Here is a 17,197-nt window from a genome sequence, read left to right as displayed (position 1 = left end):
CGTCTCCGGCCCCGGCTGCCAAAACCATCCTAGGGACACAGCGGGATGGCGGGACAGGCAACGGCACCGCCGGAACAATCCACTTATGCATAATTATCGGTAGCAATGCATAAATATTGTTGTATAGTCGAGGCATGACTATTTCTGTTGCGGTTTCCGGAGCCAGCGGCTACGCCGGGGGAGAGGTCCTCCGGCTGCTTGCCGGGCACCCCGGGGTGACCATTGGCGCCATCACAGCCCACAGCAACGCCGGTTCCCGCCTTGGGGAACTGCAGCCCCACCTGCACGGACTGGCCAGCCGCATCCTCGAAGACACCACGCTGGAGAACCTCTCCGGCCACGACGTCGTGTTCCTGGCCCTGCCGCATGGTGCGTCCGCGGAGATTGCCGCGCAACTGCCGGAAGGCACCTTGGTCATCGACGCCGGCGCAGACCACCGGCTCGAGGACCACGCCGCGTGGGAAAAGTTCTACGGCTCCGCCCACGCCGGCACCTGGCCCTACGGACTGCCAGAGCTGCCGGGCCAGCGCGAAACCCTCAAGGCTGCCAAGCGCATCGCCGTTCCCGGCTGCTATCCCACGTCCGCCCTCCTGGCGCTGACGCCCGGGTTCGCTGCCCACCTGCTGGAACCCGACGACGTCGTGATCGTTTCCGCCTCCGGCACCTCGGGCGCGGGCAAGGCCGCCAAGGTCAATCTGATCGGCTCCGAGGTCATGGGCTCCATGAGCCCCTACGGCGTAGGCGGCGGCCACCGGCACACCCCGGAAATCGAGCAGGGCCTGTCCAACGCGGCGGGCGAGCAGGTCACCGTGTCCTTCACGCCCACCCTCGCCCCGATGAGCCGCGGCATCCTCACTACCGCCACCGCCAAGGTCAAGGCCGGCACCACGGCCGCGCAGCTGCGCCAGGCCTGGGCCGATGCCTACGACGACGAGCCGTTCGTCCACCTGCTGCCGGAAGGCCAGTGGCCGGCCACCAAATCGGTCCAGGGCTCCAACCACGCCGCCATGCAGCTGGCCTTCGACGCCCACACCGGGCGGGTCATCATCACCTGCGTGATCGACAACCTCACCAAGGGCACTGCCGGCGGCGCCGTGCAGTCCATGAACATCGCACTCGGCCTGCCGGAAACCGCCGGCCTCAACCTGCAGGGAGTAGCCCCGTGACCATCACCGCACCCCAGGGATTCCGGGCCGCCGGCGTCACCGCCGGACTCAAGGCCTCGGGCAACCCGGACCTCGCCCTGGTCGTCAACGACGGCCCGTCCAAAGCCGCCGCCGCCGTTTTCACCAGCAACCGGGTGGCAGCTGCCCCCGTGCACTGGTCCCGCCAGGTGGTCTCCGACGGCCGGGTGGACGCCGTCATCCTCAACTCCGGCGGCGCCAACGCCTGCACCGGCCCCACCGGCTTCCAGAACACCCACAGCACGGCGGAGAAAGTGGCCGAAGTCCTGGGGATCTCGGCCACCGACGTCTTCGTCTGCTCCACCGGCCTGATTGGCGAGCAGCTGCCCATGGACAAGATCCTGCCCGGGGTGGAGGCTGCCGCGGGTGAACTGAGCACCGACGGCGGTCCGGCCGCCGGCACCGCGATCATGACCACGGACAGCGTGCCCAAGTCGGCCCTTTTCATCGGCACCGACGCCGACGGCCAGGAGTTCAGCATCGGCGGCATCGCCAAGGGAGCCGGCATGCTGGCCCCCGGCCTGGCCACCATGCTGGTGGTGCTCACCACGGACGCCGACGTGCAGCCGGAAATGCTCGACGTCGTCCTCCGCGACGCCACGCGCGTCACCTTCGACCGCGCCGACTCGGACGGCTGCATGTCCACCAACGACACCGTGGTGCTGCTGGCCTCCGGCGCGTCCGGGGCCGTGCCTTCCGCCGAGGATTTCGGCGCCGGTCTGACCCAGGTCTGCGCCGAGCTGGCACGCAAACTGATTGCCGATGCCGAGGGCGCCAGCCACGACATCGCCATCCGGACCTTCAACGCAGCCAGCGAAGCCGACGCCGAGACGGTCAGCCGCTCCGTGGCCCGCTCCAACCTCTTCAAGGCAGCCATCTTCGGCAAGGACCCCAACTGGGGCCGCGTGCTCTCCGCCGTTGGCACCACCGATGCCGCGTTCGAACCGGACAAGCTCAACGTGGCCATGAACGGCATCCAGATCTGCCGCAACGGCAGCATCGGCGACGACCGGTCCCTGGTGGACCTGGAACCGCGCGAAGTCCTGGTGGAAATCGACCTGCAGGCAGGCGACGCCGAAGCCACCATCTGGACCAACGACCTCACCCACGACTACGTGCACGAAAACAGCGCCTACTCCAGCTAGGAATCCCCGTCAGCGCGGGATCCGCCAGGCCCAAACCGCCGTGGAAAGTGACACCATGAACACCCAGACGCGTGAAACCACCAGCATGTCCGCCGCCCAGGACAAGGCAGAAACCCTGATCGAGGCACTGCCCTGGATCCAGCGGTTCGCCGGCACCACCATGGTGATCAAGTACGGCGGCAACGCCATGGTCAACGACGAACTCCGGCGTGCCTTCGCCGAGGACATCGTCTTCCTGCACCACGTGGGCATCCACCCGGTGGTGGTCCACGGCGGCGGCCCGCAGATCAACGCCATGCTGGGCCGGCTGGGCATCGAATCCGAGTTCAAGGGCGGCCTGCGGGTCACCACCCCGGAGGCGATGGACGTGGTCCGCATGGTCCTCACCGGCCAGGTGGGCCGCGAACTGGTGGGCCTGATCAACTCCCACGGTCCCTACGCCGTCGGCATGTCCGGCGAAGACGGCGGCCTGCTCCGCGCCGTCCGCACCGGCACCGTGGTGGACGGCGAAGAGGTGGACCTGGGGCTGGTGGGCGAGGTTGTCGGCGTCGACCCCGCAGGCATCATGGACATCCTCGCCGCGGGCCGCATCCCCGTGATTTCCACGGTGGCACCGGAAATTGTCGACGGCGGCGAAGGCGTGGCGGGAGCTGCGCGGTTCCAGCCGACCGGCCAAGTGCTGAACGTCAACGCCGACACCGCAGCGGCCGCCGTGGCCTCCGCGCTTGGAGCCTCCAAGCTGGTGATCCTGACCGACGTCGAAGGCCTCTACGCCAACTGGCCGGACAAATCCTCCCTGATCTCCTCGCTCACCGCGTCGGAGCTGCGGAAGATGCTGCCGAAGCTTGAGTCGGGCATGATCCCCAAGATGGCCGCCTGCCTCAAGGCCGTTGATGAAGGCGTGGAGCGTGCACACATCGTGGACGGGCGCCTGCCCCACTCCATGCTTCTTGAAACATTTACGACGGCGGGCATCGGCACCCAAGTAGTTCCGGACGAGGAGATCAACGGATGAACACCATGGAAAAACCATCAGTGAATGAGTTGGTGGAAACCACGGGCCACGCCGGCTCCGAATGGCTGTCCCGCTACTCCTCGTCACTGATGAACGTGTTCGGCACGCCGCAGCGGGTCCTGGTCCGCGGCGCAGGCTGCCTGGTGTGGGATGCCGACGGCAAGGAGTACCTGGACCTCCTGGGCGGCATCGCCGTCAACGCCCTGGGCCACGCCCACCCGTTCGTGACCTCGGTCATCGCCAGCCAGCTGGCCACCCTGGGCCACGTCTCCAATTTCTTCACCAGCCCCACCCAGGTGGCGCTGGCCGAGAAGCTCCTGGAACTGGCCCACGCGCCGGCCGGCTCCAAGGTGTTCTTCAGCAACTCCGGCACGGAGGCGAACGAGGCCGCCTTCAAGCTGGCGCGCCGCAACACCGGCGACGGGCCGGTCAAGCGGACCAGGATCATCGCCCTCGAAGGGGCCTTCCACGGCCGGACCATGGGCGCTCTGGCGCTCACCGCCAAGGAAGCCTACCGCGCACCCTTCGAGCCGCTGCCCGGCGGCGTGGTGCACATTCCGTTCGGTGACATCGCCGCCTTGGAGGCAGCCGTGGACCACACCGTGGCAGCCGTGTTCCTGGAGCCCATCCAGGGCGAGGCGGGCGTCCGTCCGCTGCCGGCTGGCTACCTGAAGGCCGCGCGTGAAGCCACCAGCAAGGCAGGGGCCTTGCTCATCCTGGACGAGGTCCAGACGGGCATCGGCCGGACCGGCAAGTGGTTCGCCAGCGAAGACGCAGGCATCGTTCCCGACGCCATCACCCTCGCCAAGGGCCTGGGCGGAGGCTTCCCCATCGGTGCCATGATCACCTTTGGCGAGCACACGTCGTCGTTGCTGTCCGCAGGCCAGCACGGCACCACGTTCGGTGGCAATCCCGTGGCCACCGCGGCGGCGCTGGCCACCCTCCATGCCCTGGAAAACCAGCACGTCCTGGCCAACGCCGCCGCCGTGGGGGAGCACCTCCGGTCCGGCCTGGCGGCCATCCCCGGCGTCACCGAGGTCCGCGGCGAAGGACTGCTGATCGGCTTCGACCTGGACGCCGACGTCGCCCCCGCCGCTGTGCAGGCAGCCCTTGACGCCGGCTTCATCATCAACAGCCCGGGCCCGCGCACCATTCGCCTGGCGCCGCCGCTGATCCTCACCACAGCGCAGGCCGACACCTTCCTCGCCGCCTTCCCGGCAATCCTCCAAGCAGCTAAGGACGCCCAGTGACCACCACAACCCGGCACTTCCTCAAGGACACAGACCTCAGCCCCGCCGAACAGGCAGAGGTGCTGGAACTTGCCGCCCGCATGAAGGCAGCCCCCTACAGCGTCCAGCCGTATGCCGCCGAAGGCAGCGGCCGCAAGACCGTGGCCGTGATCTTCGACAAGACCTCCACCCGAACCCGCGTCTCCTTCGCCACCGGCGTGGCCGACATGGGCGGCAACGCGCTGATCATCAACCCGGGCGAGGCCCAGATCGGGCATAAGGAATCCGTGGAGGACACCGCCAAGGTCCTCGAACGGATGGTGTCCACCATCGTGTGGCGCACGGGCGCGCACGCAGGCCTGGTGGCTATGGCGGAGAACTCCAAAGTGCCCGTCATCAACGCTCTGTGCGACGATTACCACCCGTGCCAGCTCCTGGCCGACCTGCTCGCCGTCAAGGAACACAAGGGCGAACTGAAGGGGCTCACCATGAGCTACCTCGGCGACTCCGCAAACAACATGGCCAACTCATACCTGCTTGCCGGGGTCACGGCCGGCATGCATGTCCGCATCGCCGGGCCCGAGGGGTATCTTCCGGCCGCGGAGATCGTGGCGGCGGCCGAGGAGCGTGCGGCGGAAACCGGCGGCTCGGTGCTCATCACCACGGATGCCAGGGAAGCCCTGCAGGGCGCAGACGTCGTGGCTACCGATACCTGGGTCTCCATGGGCCAGGAATCCGAAAAGGAAGCCCGGATGCAGTTGTTCCGGGACTACTCCGTGGACACGGACGCCATGGCACTCGCTGCGGATGACGCCGTCGTGCTCCACTGCCTGCCCGCCTACCGCGGTTATGAAATCTCCGCCGACGTCATCGACGGCCCGCAGTCCATCGTCTGGGACGAAGCCGAAAACCGCCTCCACGCCCAGAAAGCCCTGATGGCCTGGCTGATGCACCGCTCCGGCCTGGCCTTCGTTGACGGACTCACTCCGGTCGAAGGTACCGGAGAAAGCACGTTCTAGTGTCCGCCCAGCCGTCCTCCGCGGGCACCAGCCCGGCCACCAAGACCGCCCGGCAGGCGCGCATCACCGCCATCCTGACCGGACAGTCCGTGCGTTCCCAAGCGGAACTCGCGGCACTGCTGGCGGGCGAGGGGGTCCAGGTCACCCAGGCGACCCTGTCCCGGGACCTCGTGGAACTCGGTGCCGTCCGCGTCCGCGGCAAGGAAGGCGTCCTGGTGTACGCCGTTCCCGGCGAAGGCGGGGAACGCGCCGCCAAGAGCGGCGTCACCCAGGAGATCCTGGACGCCCGGCTCGCCCGGCTGTGCAGCGAACTGCTGGTGACCGCCGAAGCGTCCGCCAACATAGCCGTGCTGCGGACGCCGCCCGGTGCTGCGAACTTCCTGGCCCTGGCCATCGACCACTCGGTGATGCCGTCCATCCTGGGCACCATCGCCGGTGACGATACCGTCCTGCTGGTCTCCCGCGACCCGCTGGGCGGCCCGGACCTCGCCGCCCGTTTCCTGCAGCTCGCAGAGGAAGCCGGGCAATAAGCTTGAAGACAACTCATCAACCAACCCCAACAAGGAGCATTTAAAGTGACTGAACGCATTGTGCTGGCCTACTCCGGCGGCCTGGACACGTCCGTAGCCATCGGCTGGATCGGTGAAGCCACCGGTGCCGAGGTCATCGCCGTGGCGGTCGACGTCGGACAGGGCGGCGAATCGCTGGAAACCATCCGCCAGCGCGCCCTGGGCTGCGGCGCCGTCGAAGCCTACGTCGCCGACGCCTCGGACGAGTTCGCCAACGAATACTGCGTCCCCACGCTGAAGGCCAACGCCCTCTACCAGGGCCACTACCCGCTGGTGTCCGCCATCTCCCGCCCGGTCATCGTCAAGCACCTGGTCAAGGCCGCCCGCGAATTCGGCGCCACCACCGTGGCGCACGGCTGCACCGGCAAGGGCAACGACCAGGTCCGCTTCGAAGTGGGCATCCAGACCCTGGGCCCGGACCTGAAGTGCATCGCACCGGTCCGCGACCTCGCCCTGACCCGCGACAAGGCCATCGCCTTCGCCGAGGAAAAGGGACTGCCCATCGAGACCACCAAGAAGAACCCGTACTCGATCGACCAGAACGTCTGGGGACGCGCTGTGGAAACGGGCTACCTCGAAGACATCTGGAACGCCCCCACCAAGGACATCTACGACTACACCGCCACCCCGGAGTTCCCGCCGGCACCGGATGAGGTCACCATCTCCTTCGAAGCCGGCGTGCCGGTGGCGATCGACGGCGTCAAGGTCACCCCGCTGCAGGCCATCAAGGAACTGAACCGCCGCGCCGGTGCCCAGGGCGTGGGCCGCATCGACGTCGTCGAGGACCGCCTGGTAGGCATCAAGTCCCGCGAAATCTACGAGGCCCCGGGCGCGATGGCCCTGATCACCGCGCACAAGCACCTCGAGGACATCACCATCGAGCGCGAACAGGCCCGCTTCAAGGCCACCGTTGGCCAGCGCTGGTCCGAGCTGGTCTACGACGGCCAGTGGTTCTCCCCGCTGAAGCGCTCACTGGACGCCTTCATCGAGGACACCCAGAAGTACGTCTCCGGCGACATCCGCATGACCCTGCACGGTGGCCAGGCCATCGTCAACGGCCGCCGCTCCGACACCTCGCTGTACGACTTCTCGCTGGCCACCTACGACACCGGTGACACCTTCGACCAGTCCCAGGCCAAGGGCTTCATCGAGCTGTGGGGCATGTCCGCCAAGGTTGCCTCGGGCCGCGACATCCGCGTCGCAGGGAAGTAGCCCACGTGGCTGAGCAGAAGACGGAGGCAACCAACGCAGGTGCCCTGTGGGGCGGCCGGTTCGCCGGCGGCCCCGCGGACGCCCTCGCTGCGCTGAGCAAGTCCACGCATTTCGACTGGCGGCTGGCCCGCTACGACATCGCCGGCTCCAAGGCGCACGCCCGCGTGCTGCACAAGGCCGGCCTGCTGGACGACGCCGAACTGGAGGGCATGCTCGCGGCGTTGACGCAGCTGGACGAGGACGTGGCCTCCGGCGCCTACCTCCCGGCGGAGTCCGATGAGGACGTGCACGGTTCGCTGGAACGCGGCCTGATCGAGCGCGCCGGCGCCCAGCTGGGCGGCAAGCTCCGCGCGGGCCGGTCCCGCAACGACCAGGTGGCCACCCTGGGCCGCATGTTCCTGCGCGACCATGCCCGGATCATCGCCCGCGGTGTCCTGGCCACCGTGGACGCGCTCGTGGAGCAGGCCAAGGCGCACCACGGTGTCGCCATGCCCGGCCGCACCCACCTGCAGCACGCCCAGCCTGTCCTGCTCAGCCACCACCTCCTGGCCCACGCCTGGGCTTTGCTGCGCGACGTGCAGCGGCTCCAGGACTGGGACAAGCGGGCCGGCGTTTCACCCTACGGATCGGGCGCCCTGGCCGGTTCCTCGCTGGGGCTGGACCCCGAGGCGGTAGCTGCCGACCTCGGATTCTTCTCCGCCGTGCACAACTCGATTGACGGCACCGCCTCCCGCGACGTCTTCGCCGAGTTCGCGTGGGTCTGCTCGATGATCGGGGTGGACCTGTCCCGGATCTCCGAGGAGGTCATCTTCTGGGCCACCAAGGAGTTCTCCTTCGTCACGCTGGACGATTCGTACTCCACCGGGTCATCGATCATGCCGCAGAAGAAGAACCCGGACGTGGCCGAACTCGCCCGCGGTAAGGCGGGGCGCCTGATCGGCAACCTGACCGGTCTGCTGGCCACGCTGAAGGGGCTGCCGCTCGCGTACAACCGCGACCTGCAGGAGGACAAGGAACCGGTGTTCGACGCCGCCGATACGCTGGAGCTGCTGCTCCCGGCCGTCTCCGGCATGATCGCCACCCTGACGTTCAACACCGAACGGATGGAGTCCCTGGCACCGCAAGGCTTCGCGCTGGCCACGGACATCGCCGAATGGCTGGTCCGCCAGGGCGTGCCGTTCCGCGAGGCGCACGAGCTGTCCGGTGCCGCGGTCAAGCAGGCCGAGTCCCGCGGCGTTGAGCTCTGGGACCTGACGGACGAGGAGTACGCCGCGATCTCGGCGCACCTCACCCCGGAGGTCCGGACCGTGCTGTCCACGGAGGGTTCGCTCAACAGCCGCAACTCCCAGGGCGGAACGGCACCGGCCGCCGTCGAACGGCAGCTGGCCGCGCTGGAAGGCGAGCTTGCCGGGGTGCGGGAGTACGCCGGCTGACACGCCCGCTCACTTCCTGCACGTTTTGAGGCGACGCCCGCTCACCTCTTGCATGTTTTGAGGCAACGCCCGCTCACTTTCGCCACGAAAGTGAGCGGGCGTTGCCGGTTTCCGTGCAGGACCTGAGCGGGGGTTGGGGGTGAGGGCTGTTGACCTGTGGCTAGGCTGGGGCCATGAGCGAAATCTTCCGCAAGTTCCTTCGCACCCTGCCAGATTTTCCCTCCGACCTGCCCGAGTTTGACCCGGCCAACGCACCGCAGGACCCGGCCCTGCTCTTCAAGCAGTGGCTGGACGAAGCGCTGGATGCGGGGGAGCAGCAGCCGCACGCGTTCAGCCTGGCCACGGTCGGGGGAACCACCGATGGCTCCCCGCAGCCGTCGTCGCGGATGCTCATCCTGAAGAACATTGACGACGACGGCTGGCACTTTGCCACGTCCCGCACCTCCCGCAAGGGCCGGGAATTGGCGGAGTCACCCAAGGCGGCGATGAACTTTTACTGGCCCGACTGGCACGAACGGCCCCGGGCCGACGGCAGCGACAATCCGCAGTGGCAGCTCTACGCCCTCCAGCCGGCAGAAATCGAGTTCTGGCAGGCGAGCAACGGTGGCCGGCACGTCCGCCACCGTGTCGGCCCGGACGGAAGCCCCCTGGACTGACCGCTCGGCTAGGCTGGCCGCATGACCTCACCTTCCCCTGCCGACCTCCTTGCTGAACTGCACAAGGCCGCGGACGCCCTGACGGCTGCGGTGGACCGGATTCCCGCCGGCGGCGAGAGGGCTCCTTCCACCCTTCCCGGCTGGAGCCGCGGCCATCTCCTGGCGCATATCGCCGGAATCTGCAGCGCGCTGGCCCGCCAGGTGGAGTTTGGCCGCCGCGGCGAAACGGTGGCGCTGTACGACGGCGGTGTGGACGGCCGCAACCGGGCCATCGACCTCGCCGCAGGGCACAGCCTGGAAGAGCACCGGACAGATGCCGCAGCCGGGCTCCAGCGGGCACTGGCTGCCTTCGATGCGCTGGGGGACGACGAGTGGCAGGCCCCCATTGCCTTCCGCGACGGAGTGATTTTCGACGCCGGGCTGGCGCTCTGGCGCGAGCTGGTCATCCACACGGCAGATTTGGACGCCGGTGCGGGACCCGAAACCTGGAACAGGGCATTCTGCTCCCACCTGTTCGACTTCCTGGTCGCCCGCGTGCCGGCCGAAAGCAGGCTGGTCCTGCAGCCCGTGGCACTTCCACCCCTGGCCCTGGGAACTGGCGGCAGCACGGTCGTCGTCAGCGGGATGGTCACCGATATCGCCGCCTGGCTTGCGGGACGGACGCCGTCCCTGGACAGCCTGCGGGCTACTGCCGCCGGGGACGGGACCGACCTTCCCGGCCTGCTGCCGTGGCCGTCAGCGATGCCGGAACCGAAGTAGCCGTTCGTTGGTCTATCACTGGTGGCCCCTAAGCGAGGGTTTTAGGGACCACAAGTGATAGAGCAACCCTGGGGGAGCGGAGGGTGCGGTCAGGCAGCCTCGCGGGTCAGCAGGCTCTCCTTAATGCGCAGGCCCCAGCGGAAACCGCCCAATGAACCATCGGTCCTGATGACCCGGTGGCATGGCACAAACAGGGCCGCCGCGTTGAACGCGCAGGCGCTGGCGGCGGCCCGCACGGCGCGCGGATTCCCCGCCAGCGCTGCGTACTCCGAGTACGTAACCGGAGAGCCCGGCTTGACCTGCCGCAGCACATCCCAGGCGTGGGCCCGGAACGGGCCGGACTGCTGGCGGACCGGGACTGCCATGGCCGGGGCGGGATCACCGGCGTAGAAGGCCTCCACGGCGGCTGAGATCCCGCCGAGGTCCCCCACCTCTTCCACGGCGTCGGGCCGCAGCGCGGGGTGGACCTGGCCGGTCAGTTCCGCCAGGCCGGCCGTCCAGCCGGACGCCAGGACCACGCCGTCCTGGGCGAGGACAGTAAAGGGACCGTCCGGGGTGGACAGCTGGAGCAGTTGGGCTTTCATGGCGTCCCTTTCGCGGGAATGGTGGTGCTTGTAGCGGGCCGGGCGGCAGCGCGCCAGAGGTGCATGGTGGCGTAGGAGCGCCACGGGCTGGCCTCCCGGAAGTCAGGGCTCAGGGCGCTGGTCCCATTATCGAGGGCGCGGATCCCGTTCCGCACGGCGGCGTCGTTGGCAAGGAAAATGTCCGGAGCGCCCAGGACCCGCATGGCGGCGTACCCCACCGTCCAGGGCCCGACGCCGGGAAGTGGCAAAAGTGCGGCGGTGAGGCTGGGGAGGTCATCGCCGTAGCCGAAGTCCAGGTGGCCGCCGGCCATGGCATCTGCAGCACCCAGCAGCGATTCGGTCCTGCGCCGCGGGCCGCGGAGCAGGTGTCCGGCGGCTGCAATTTCAGCCGGAGTGGGAAACAAGCGGTCCAGGCCGTCGCCGGGGGCACTGGTGGGACTGCCGGCAGTGGACAGGTGGGTCAGCGCGGTCCTGGCGGCTGCCACCGTGATCTGCTGGCCCACCATGGCCCGGACCAGCAGTTCCTGTGGATCCACGGCACCCGGCAGGCGCATCCCCGGCGCTTCGGCAACGGAGCCGGCGAGCCTTGGATCGGCGGCCAGGGTACCGTCGATCGCCGCAGGGTCCGCATCGAGGTCGAACAGCCGGCGGACGCGGCTCAGCAGCGCCGGAAGGTCGCGGAGGTCCACCGCGCCGATGGTGAGGGTCAGCGGCCGCTCCCGGGCATCGTCGTCGTACTCCACCCTGAAGCGCGCGTCGCCGTGGGGGAGCCGGAGCGTCCGGGCGTAGGAGGTTGGGGTGCCCTCCTCGATCCCCGGGATGGCCCGGACCGCCAGGAAGGAGAAGATGCCGGGGTCGAAAGGTGGCCGGTAGGGCAGGTCCAGGGTCAGGGCCGTGGAGCCGCTGCCGTTCACCGGATGGCGGACGGTCCGCCTGAGTGCTGTGGGAGTCATGTCGAACACCTCGGCGATGGTTTCGTTGAACTGCCGGACGCTGCTGAAACCAGCCGCGAAGGCGACGTCTGAAAGCTTCATCGACGTCGAAACCAGCAGGGTGCGGGCGGTTTGCGCCCTCGCCGCCCGGGCCAGTGACAAGGGGCCGGCGCCAAGCTCCTGTCCCAGGATCCGGTTCAGCTGGCGCGGCGAATACCCCAGCCGGGCCGCCAGGCCTCCCACGCCATCGCGGTTGATCACGCCGTCATTGATCAGGCGCATGGCCCGGCCCGCCACGTCCTGCCGCACGTTCCAGGCCGGGGTCCCGGGCACCGCCTCGGGCAGGCAACGCTTGCAGGCGCGGTAGCCTGCCTCGTGTGCCGCGGCCGAGGTCTCGTAGAACGTGACGTTGGCGGCTTTGGGCGTCCTGGCAGGGCAGGAGGGGCGGCAGTAGATCCCCGTGGTGCGGACGGCCGTGAAGAACTGGCCGTCGAACCGGGTGTCGCGGGCATCGATTGCCCGGTAGCGCTGCCAGAAGTCCATGGATCCATCCTGCCAGCCGGCGGCAACCGGTACTAGCGGAAATCGGACATGGCCGTGAATGCGGATAACCTGCCCAGGGCCTTGCAGTGGGCGGATAAAACCTGCTGGATCTGGGTATGGTCGAGGAATGAACCATAGCGCTGGGGCGATGGAACAGCTCCGGGAATTCCTCTCCGCGGACGCCCGTGAACTGGCACCGCAACTGCTCGGTGCCGTACTCACCCATGAGTCCCGCGACGGTACCGTGGCCATCCGGCTCACCGAGGTGGAGGCCTACATGGGGCCGGAGGATTCGCTGCATCCGGACCCCGGATCGCACACCTACCGCGGCCCCACGCCCCGCAACGCCCCCATGTTCGGACCGGCCGGACACCTCTACGTGTACTTCACCTACGGAATGCACCACTGCACCAACATCGTCTGCGGCCCGGCGGGTGCCGCGTCGGCCCTGCTGCTGCGGGCCGGGGAGGTGGTGGACGGGCTCGAGCTGGCCCGGCGGCGGCGCCCGACGTCGAAGATTCCCGCGGACCTGGCCAGCGGCCCGGCGCGCCTGGCCAAAGCGCTGGGACTGACGACGGCGGACAGCGGCCGGGATGCGCTGGCTCCGCCGTTCCGGCTGGACCTTCCGTCCGTTCCCGGCGGCGCGGTCAGTTCCGGTCCCCGGGTGGGGGTGGCCGGCGCCGGCGGCTCGGAAGAATACGCGTGGCGGTTCTGGCTCACCGGCGATCCCACCGTGTCCCGGTACAAGGCAGCGAAGCCGCGGACCCGGAAGCCGGCAGCCGGACCTCTGCCGGATGCACCGTTCCACCAGCGTTAACGGAAATGGTTGTAGAATGGACGGTCTGTCTTTTGCGATAGGGGAACGTTAATGCTTGACGCCGAATTGGCCCACGAACGGGAGTATGTAGCCGGCCTGTATGCCCGGCTGGAGGAACTCCGGGAGGAAAAGCGCCGCCAGCTGGCGCAGGTCCGTCGTGCCGGAGCCGTGGGCACCATGCAGAACGTTTCGGAACGGGATGCCTTCGCGGCGCTGTATGAGGACCGCCTGGCGCAGCTGGATGCCGTGGACGACCGGCTGGTCTTTGGCCGGCTGGACCTGGACTCCGGAGAAGCGCAGTACATCGGCCGCATTGGCCTCACCACCGAGGACCTGCAGCGTCTCATGGTGGACTGGCGTGCCCCGGAGGCCGGGCACTTCTACCAGGCAACGGCTTTTGACCGGCAGGGGGTCCGCCGCCGGCGGCACCTGATCCTGCAAGGGCGCGACGTCAAGGCCATCGAGGACGATGTCCTGGACGCCGGAATGCTCACGGACGACGAATCGCTCCAGGGCGAAGGGGCCCTGCTGGCTGCCCTGAACTCCAAGCGGACCGGCCGCATGTCGGACATCGTCAGCACCATCCAGTCGGAGCAGGACCGGATCATCCGCTCCTCGATCTCCGGCGCCGTCGTGGTCCAGGGTGGCCCCGGCACCGGCAAAACCGCCGTGGCGCTGCACCGCGCCGCCTACCTGCTCTATACCCACCGTGACCGGCTCAAGAGTGCCGGCGTGCTGCTGGTGGGGCCGTCGTCGTCGTTCATGAAATACATCGAACGTGTGCTGCCCTCGCTGGGTGAGACCGGCGTGGTCATGGCAAGCCTTGGCCGGCTGATGCCCGGCATCCATGCCGTGCCCGAAACCAACGCGGACGTTGCCGCCATCAAGGGGCGCCTGGACATGGCCGCCATCGTGGCGAACGCCGTCTCCAACCGCATGCGCGTCCCCGCCCAGAACCGGATCCTCGAAGTGGACGGGCGCAAGCTGACCCTCACGCCCCGGCAGGTGCGCCGTGCGCGGGAACGCGCCCGCGCCACCGGAAAGCCGTACAACGAGGCCCGCGTCACGTTCGTAAAGATCCTCCTGCGGGAACTGACCGAACAGATGACCGAACTCGTCGAGGCCGGAAACATCGGCAACAACGCAGACCGCTCCTACCTTGCCGAGGACGTCCGCACCGCACGCGACGTGCGGATCGCCCTGAACCTGTGCTGGATGCCGATGACGCCGGAGAAGCTCATCGCCGACCTCTTCAGCAAGCCGGAGATCCTGGAATTCTGCACTCCCCACCTGGCACCTGCCGAGCGCGCGCTGCTGCAGCGACCGGCCGACGCGCCGTGGACCGAGTCCGACGTCCCGCTGCTGGATGAAGCCGCCGAACTGCTCGGAGAGCTTGATCCCGCCGCAGGCCGGGGACTGGCGCAGCAGGAGCACGACCGGGCCCGGGACCTCGCCAATGCAAAGCAGACCCTGGTCAACATGGAAGCCGCCGGCGTTGACCCGTTGATGTCGGCTGAAGAACTGGCCGAGCAGAACCGCGAACAGGACGCCCGGCAGACGGCGGCCGAACGCGCAACCAGTGACCGAACCTGGGCGTTCGGGCACATTGTGGTGGATGAGGCCCAGGAACTTTCGCCCATGCAGTGGCGGCTCCTGGTGCGGCGCTGCCCGCTCAAGTCCTTCACCATTGTGGGCGACATTGCCCAGACCAGCTCCGTTGCCGGCGCCAATTCCTGGCAGGGGGCCCTGGCACCCATGTTCGGCGATCGCTGGCAGCTGGAGGAGCTGACGGTCAACTACCGTACGCCCGCACAGATCGCCGAGGCCGCCGTCAGGATGGCCAACGCCGCAGGCCTGGTCGTTTCGGCGCCCAAGGCTGTCCGCGAGGGCCGCTGGGACCCCATCATCGACGAAGTGTCCACCGGCGGCATCGTGGAGCGGCTGGTGGAGGTCCTTCCGGAGGAGCTTGCGGCGCTCGACGGCGGCCTGCTCGCGGTGATTGCCGACGGTGACCTTCTTCCGCAGGCCACGGCAGCCCTGCGTGCGGTGTATGGGCGCAGGATCGGCACCGGTGCCGGCAGCTACGAGCAGGACATCGTGGTGATCAGTCCGCGCGAGGCGAAGGGCCTGGAGTTCGACGGCGTCGTGGTCCTGGAACCTTCCGTGATGCTCAACCACGAGCACGGCAAGGTGGGGGACCTCTATGTGGCCATGACGCGCGCCACGCAGCGGCTGCGGCTGATCGCGGCCCAACCCGTGCCCGCCGGGATTGCCGGCTGACAGGGCAATCGGCGTTACTGCTAACTTAGGAAGCGTGCCAGAACTGAACAACCTCGAACCGCAGCGCAACGACCCCACTTTCGCCAACATTTGGCAGGAACTGAAGTGGCGTGGGCTGGTCCATGTTTCCACCGATGAAGCGGAGCTCGAAAAGCTCCTCGCCAATGGGCCGGTCACGTACTATTGCGGCTTCGACCCCACCGCGCCCAGCCTGCACCTGGGCAACCTGGTCCAGCTCCTGGTCATGCGTCGTCTTCAGCTGGCAGGCCACAGGCCCCTCGGCCTGGTGGGCGGATCCACCGGCATGATCGGCGACCCGCGTCCGACGGCGGAGCGCACCTTGAACACCAAGGACACGGTGGCGGAGTGGGTTGGCTACCTGCAGGCCCAGGTGCAGCGCTTCCTCAGCTTTGAGGGGGACAACGCTGCCAGGATGGTGAACAACCTGGACTGGACAGCGCCGCTGAGCGCCATCGACTTCCTGCGCGAAGTGGGCAAGCACTTCCGGGTGGGCACCATGCTGCGCAAGGACGCCGTGGCATCACGCCTGAACTCGGATGAAGGCATCAGCTACACCGAGTTCAGCTACCAGATCCTGCAGGGCATGGATTACCTGCAGCTGTACCGCGATTACGGCTGTGTACTGCAGACCGGCGGCTCGGACCAGTGGGGCAACCTCACCAGCGGCACGGAACTGATCCGAAAGGTGGAGGGCAAGAGCGTCCACGCCCTGGGTACCCCGCTCATCACCAACTCCGACGGAACCAAGTTCGGCAAGAGCGAAGGCAACGCCATCTGGCTCGATGCCGGCATGTGCAGCCCCTACGCGTTCTACCAGTTCTGGCTCAACACCGCGGACGCGGACGTTGTGGACCGGCTCAAGGTATTCACGTTCCTGACCCGTGCAGAGATCGAAGCGATTGCAGTGTCGGTTGCCGAGCGTCCGTTCGCCCGGGAAGGGCAGCGAAAGCTCGCCTTCGAAGTGACCTCATTGGTGCACGGCGTCGACGCCACCGAAAAGGTCATTGCCGCGTCGGCTGCGCTGTTTGGAAACGGCGATCTGGCTGCTTTGGACAAGGCAACGCTGCAGGCTGCAACATCCGAACTTCCTTCCACCACAGTCCAAGTGGATGAGATGGGCATCGTGGACCTGCTGGTTGCGTCAGGTCTTTCCGAAAGCAAGTCCGCCGCCCGGCGCACCGTGGGTGAAGGCGGAGCCTACGTGAACAACGAGAAAGTCTCGGATCCGGAAGCTGTGATCCCCGAATCGGAGCTCCTGCATGGCCAGTACCTGCTCCTGCGCAGGGGCAAGAAGAACCTCGCCACCGTAGAGGTGCTGGTCCCGTAGCCGCGGGAGCGAAACCTACCACCTGCACGCCCCTCGGCGGCCGATTTGCGCGGCCGCAGAGGGGCGTGTATTGTTTTCTGAGTCGCCGCCGCTGAGTGGTGACAACCCCCCAACTGATCTTGAGAAGCAATTCTCGGCCATGCGGTGCATGGAACGAAGATTGCTTCACATTCTGCTGGGCGGATTCATTCCACTGAGTGAATTCCGGGAAAATAACCGGATTTGCAAAAGCGAATATGAATGAAATAAGATAGAAACATCGCAGCGAAGAAATACGGAAAAGAAATTCTTTACGAGTTATTCCGGGAATATTCGAATGTGTCTGTTGTTTGAGAACTCAATAGTGTGCCAAGTTTGTTGATACCGATTATGTATGTAATTGGTTGATTGTGCTGTGCCGCCACCCCGTGGTGTGCATGGTGTTTTTAGCTGGTTTCAAATTTTGTGCAGCCTTTGTCGCCGTTATTTCCGG

The 17,197-nt window shown here is 67.4% G+C and carries 15 protein-coding genes; 13 read left to right on the top strand and 2 right to left on the bottom strand.

Annotation, left to right across the window (positions count from 1 at the left end):
- Positions 1-134: 134 nt before the first annotated feature.
- From argC to HNO81_RS18095, 10 genes are all read left to right on the top strand, one after another.
- Positions 135-1,166 carry an N-acetyl-gamma-glutamyl-phosphate reductase gene (gene argC, locus HNO81_RS18140; protein WP_175319502.1) on the top strand — a complete coding sequence of 344 codons (1,032 nt, stop codon included), beginning with the start codon at positions 135-137 and terminating at the stop codon, positions 1,164-1,166.
- On the top strand, positions 1,163-2,329 hold the full coding sequence (argJ, locus tag HNO81_RS18135; RefSeq protein ID WP_175319501.1) for a bifunctional glutamate N-acetyltransferase/amino-acid acetyltransferase ArgJ: 1,167 nt from the start codon (positions 1,163-1,165) through the stop codon (positions 2,327-2,329). Before argC ends, argJ begins: the two co-directional genes overlap by 4 nt.
- A gap of 55 nt (positions 2,330-2,384) precedes the next feature.
- The gene (gene argB / locus HNO81_RS18130) at positions 2,385-3,344 is read left to right on the top strand and encodes an acetylglutamate kinase (RefSeq protein WP_175319500.1); all 960 of its coding nucleotides are present in this window, start codon (positions 2,385-2,387) and stop codon (positions 3,342-3,344) included.
- A complete protein-coding gene (locus HNO81_RS18125; RefSeq protein WP_175319499.1) occupies positions 3,341-4,594 on the top strand; it encodes an acetylornithine transaminase in 1,254 nt (417 codons plus the stop codon). Before argB ends, HNO81_RS18125 begins: the two co-directional genes overlap by 4 nt.
- Complete coding sequence (gene argF, locus HNO81_RS18120; RefSeq protein WP_175319498.1) at positions 4,591-5,592, top strand: ornithine carbamoyltransferase; 1,002 nt, start codon at positions 4,591-4,593, stop codon at positions 5,590-5,592. The genes HNO81_RS18125 and argF overlap by 4 nt, the downstream gene beginning before the upstream one ends.
- On the top strand, positions 5,592-6,122 hold the full coding sequence (locus HNO81_RS18115; RefSeq protein ID WP_175319497.1) for an arginine repressor: 531 nt from the start codon (positions 5,592-5,594) through the stop codon (positions 6,120-6,122). Before argF ends, HNO81_RS18115 begins: the two co-directional genes overlap by 1 nt.
- A gap of 45 nt (positions 6,123-6,167) precedes the next feature.
- Positions 6,168-7,373: an argininosuccinate synthase gene (locus tag HNO81_RS18110; RefSeq protein ID WP_175319496.1), complete on the top strand. Its 1,206-nt coding sequence runs from the start codon at positions 6,168-6,170 to the stop codon at positions 7,371-7,373.
- Positions 7,374-7,378: 5 nt separating this feature from the next.
- The gene (gene argH, locus HNO81_RS18105) at positions 7,379-8,806 is read left to right on the top strand and encodes an argininosuccinate lyase (protein ID WP_175319495.1); all 1,428 of its coding nucleotides are present in this window, start codon (positions 7,379-7,381) and stop codon (positions 8,804-8,806) included.
- Between the two features lie 173 nt (positions 8,807-8,979).
- Complete coding sequence (locus tag HNO81_RS18100) at positions 8,980-9,462, top strand: pyridoxamine 5'-phosphate oxidase family protein (protein WP_175319494.1); 483 nt, start codon at positions 8,980-8,982, stop codon at positions 9,460-9,462.
- Between the two features lie 21 nt (positions 9,463-9,483).
- Positions 9,484-10,221 (top strand): maleylpyruvate isomerase family mycothiol-dependent enzyme, encoded by a 738-nt coding sequence (locus HNO81_RS18095; protein ID WP_175319493.1) that lies wholly within the window; start codon positions 9,484-9,486, stop codon positions 10,219-10,221.
- Between the two features lie 89 nt (positions 10,222-10,310).
- Here the strand turns inward: HNO81_RS18095 and HNO81_RS18090 are convergent, their stop codons facing one another.
- Both HNO81_RS18090 and HNO81_RS18085 read right to left on the bottom strand, forming a co-directional pair.
- Positions 10,311-10,805, bottom strand: coding sequence for a methylated-DNA--[protein]-cysteine S-methyltransferase (locus HNO81_RS18090; RefSeq protein ID WP_175319492.1), 495 nt, complete (start codon positions 10,803-10,805; stop codon positions 10,311-10,313).
- A complete protein-coding gene (locus tag HNO81_RS18085) occupies positions 10,802-12,280 on the bottom strand; it encodes an AlkA N-terminal domain-containing protein (protein ID WP_175319491.1) in 1,479 nt (492 codons plus the stop codon). Before HNO81_RS18085 ends, HNO81_RS18090 begins: the two co-directional genes overlap by 4 nt.
- A gap of 127 nt (positions 12,281-12,407) precedes the next feature.
- Here HNO81_RS18085 and HNO81_RS18080 point away from each other — a divergent pair, with 127 nt between their 5' ends.
- Genes HNO81_RS18080 through tyrS form a run of 3 tightly spaced genes read left to right on the top strand, consistent with a single transcriptional unit; the run spans position 12,408 to position 16,725 of the window.
- The gene (locus HNO81_RS18080) at positions 12,408-13,097 is read left to right on the top strand and encodes a DNA-3-methyladenine glycosylase (protein WP_175319490.1); all 690 of its coding nucleotides are present in this window, start codon (positions 12,408-12,410) and stop codon (positions 13,095-13,097) included.
- Between the two features lie 51 nt (positions 13,098-13,148).
- A complete protein-coding gene (locus HNO81_RS18075; protein WP_175319489.1) occupies positions 13,149-15,377 on the top strand; it encodes an AAA family ATPase in 2,229 nt (742 codons plus the stop codon).
- 34 nt (positions 15,378-15,411) lie between these two features.
- A complete protein-coding gene (gene tyrS, locus HNO81_RS18070) occupies positions 15,412-16,725 on the top strand; it encodes a tyrosine--tRNA ligase (protein WP_175319488.1) in 1,314 nt (437 codons plus the stop codon).
- Positions 16,726-17,197 lie beyond the last annotated feature (472 nt).

The organism is Pseudarthrobacter sp. C4D7, from assembly GCF_013359725.1.
Taxonomy (GTDB): Bacteria; Actinomycetota; Actinomycetes; order Actinomycetales; family Micrococcaceae; genus Arthrobacter.
The sequence above is the reverse complement of the archived record's forward strand: the minus strand, read 5'-3'. Positions and strand labels throughout refer to the sequence as shown.

Bases quoted from the DNA above. Each gene is read 5' to 3' on its own strand.
- HNO81_RS18125 (WP_175319499.1), top strand. From the start codon at position 3,341: ATGAACACCATGGAAAAACCATCAGTGAATGAGTTGGTGGAAACCACG.
- HNO81_RS18075 (WP_175319489.1), top strand. From the start codon at position 13,149: ATGCTTGACGCCGAATTGGCCCACGAACGGGAGTATGTAGCCGGCCTG.
- HNO81_RS18090 (WP_175319492.1), bottom strand. From the start codon at position 10,805: ATGAAAGCCCAACTGCTCCAGCTGTCCACCCCGGACGGTCCCTTTACT.
- HNO81_RS18095 (WP_175319493.1), top strand. From the start codon at position 9,484: ATGACCTCACCTTCCCCTGCCGACCTCCTTGCTGAACTGCACAAGGCC.
- argB (WP_175319500.1), top strand. From the start codon at position 2,385: ATGAACACCCAGACGCGTGAAACCACCAGCATGTCCGCCGCCCAGGAC.
- HNO81_RS18085 (WP_175319491.1), bottom strand. From the start codon at position 12,280: ATGGACTTCTGGCAGCGCTACCGGGCAATCGATGCCCGCGACACCCGG.
- argC (WP_175319502.1), top strand. From the start codon at position 135: ATGACTATTTCTGTTGCGGTTTCCGGAGCCAGCGGCTACGCCGGGGGA.
- HNO81_RS18100 (WP_175319494.1), top strand. From the start codon at position 8,980: ATGAGCGAAATCTTCCGCAAGTTCCTTCGCACCCTGCCAGATTTTCCC.
- HNO81_RS18080 (WP_175319490.1), top strand. From the start codon at position 12,408: ATGAACCATAGCGCTGGGGCGATGGAACAGCTCCGGGAATTCCTCTCC.